Origin of the sequence: Arsukibacterium sp., from assembly GCF_036735525.1 — a bacterium.
In the GTDB taxonomy this organism is placed as follows: Bacteria; Pseudomonadota; Gammaproteobacteria; order Enterobacterales; family Alteromonadaceae; genus Alishewanella.
The window spans coordinates 1-1,657 of sequence record NZ_DAINOE010000204.1 but is presented as its reverse complement, the minus strand read 5'-3'; the positions used below and the strand labels follow the sequence as shown (position 1 = coordinate 1,657).

Sequence of the window (1,657 nt, the reverse complement as noted above, 5' to 3'; positions counted from 1 at the left end):
ACAGTTGGGCCATAGCGTACTACTCGAATTATTTGCGCCAGTATACCAAGTTACGTCCTCACTGCCAGCCCAGGCAAAGCTACCGCTTATGGACAGTCTATGTTACCTGGCCTGGAATGTGCTTGCTGCACTTAGCTGTAGCGAATTTGACTACTGGGACAGTCTATATATTTGACACAAGCAAAGCGCGATGGCGAGGTCCTATAGCCAAGTGTTAAGTGCACTGGCATACTCAGCTTTCTTTAATTAAAAGAACTAAATAAGGACGGTCAGATGGAAAAGTACCTTTTTATCAGTGTAGTGGTGCAAGTGCTGTTAACCAGTGTGGTAATGGTTTTGATGGGCCGTCGCCGTATAGCGGCAGCTAAAAATAAAGAAATTGCGGTAGCGGCGTTTAAGACGATGGATTTAACCGGTGCTAATGAGCAGGTGATTGCCACCAGCCGAAATTTTGATAACCAGTTTCAAATGCCAATGCTATTTATGTTTAGCGTGCTGTTTATTATGCAGTTTGCACTGGCAGATTTAGGTTTTGTGTTGTTGGCAGCAGCTTTTGTGGTGTTACGGGTAATGCATACCTTAGTGCATATTGGCAGTAATAATGTGCGGCTTCGTTTCCGGGTGTTTTTATTAGGCTGTTTAGTGCTATGGGTTATGTGGTTGCGTTTGCTCGTGATGGTAATGATGTAGCTTGAGCCACCCCCCCGGGAGATAGCGCCGGGGGAGTGATTATTCATAGCGCAGTGCGTCCATTGGCTGCAATTTCGCGGCCTTAGCTGCTGGGTAAAACCAAGAAAAACGCCAATAAGCGCCGCAAACCCGACACTCAGTACCACAGCCTTGATTAAAAATTACCGCAATATATCGGTAAACCGCAACAAGGACAGTCTAAGTTAACAACTGCTTTAGTGTTATGCCTACTCTTGAAATTAATACTAGGTCTAGACGGTTACGACTATACCCCAGTTGCTTTTTCAACAACGCTTTGCCACTTATAGGTTTTGTAAAGCCTGGATCTGCCAGTTAGGCTGTGCGAACATACCTGTCCTGGTTCAAAGAAGATACTTAGATATACTAAAGCTGGTGGTAGCTGCAGTTGCAACTTAATTACTTACAGGGTTATCCAGATAGCGTGTTGCAGCAGGTAGCGCTTCTACTGCAGCAGCAAAAGCTGGGGCATATTTTAGAGCAGCGTTATAAAAAGGACAGGCATCAAATACAAACAGATGCCAGTTTGTATAACTATACTCAACAGCTAAAACAGCAGTTTTTACGCAGTAGCCCACCGATAAGTAAAGTGGTTTTTGACAGTCGCATTCATATCATCGACAATGCGCTCGGTCAGCATCATTTTATCAGCAGGGTACAGGGCGCTAAGCTGAAAAGTAAAAATGAGATAAAAATTGCGGCAGTACTTAAAACCTTGCCAGAGCCTTTATTACGAATGTTAGTGGTGCATGAGCTGGCGCATTTAAAAGAAAAAAACCATAACAAAGCGTTTTATCAGTTGTGTCAGCACATGGAACCCAACTATCATCAGCTGGAATTGGATTTGCGTTTATTTTTAACCTGGCGAGAATGGCAGCAGTTACCGGCAAATGCCTAGAGGCTGTTGATCTTTGAACGAAAATTAGACGGCATAGCAACAAGGTATAAT

2 protein-coding genes are annotated in these 1,657 nt (G+C 43.8%); both read left to right on the top strand.

Features of this window, described 5'->3' with window-relative positions; genetic code table 11:
• The first annotated feature begins 273 nt into the window (after positions 1–273).
• The gene (locus V7D78_RS17290; RefSeq protein ID WP_333609693.1) at positions 274–690 is read left to right on the top strand and encodes an MAPEG family protein; all 417 of its coding nucleotides are present in this window, start codon (positions 274–276) and stop codon (positions 688–690) included.
• Positions 691–1,096: 406 nt separating this feature from the next.
• A complete protein-coding gene (locus V7D78_RS17285; protein WP_333609692.1) occupies positions 1,097–1,606 on the top strand; it encodes a M48 metallopeptidase family protein in 510 nt (169 codons plus the stop codon).
• The last annotated feature ends 51 nt before the right edge of the window (positions 1,607–1,657 follow it).

Coding starts and splice junctions, on each gene's coding strand:
- V7D78_RS17290 (WP_333609693.1), top strand. CDS start 274: ATGGAAAAGTACCTTTTTATCAGTGTAGTGGTGCAAGTGCTGTTAACC.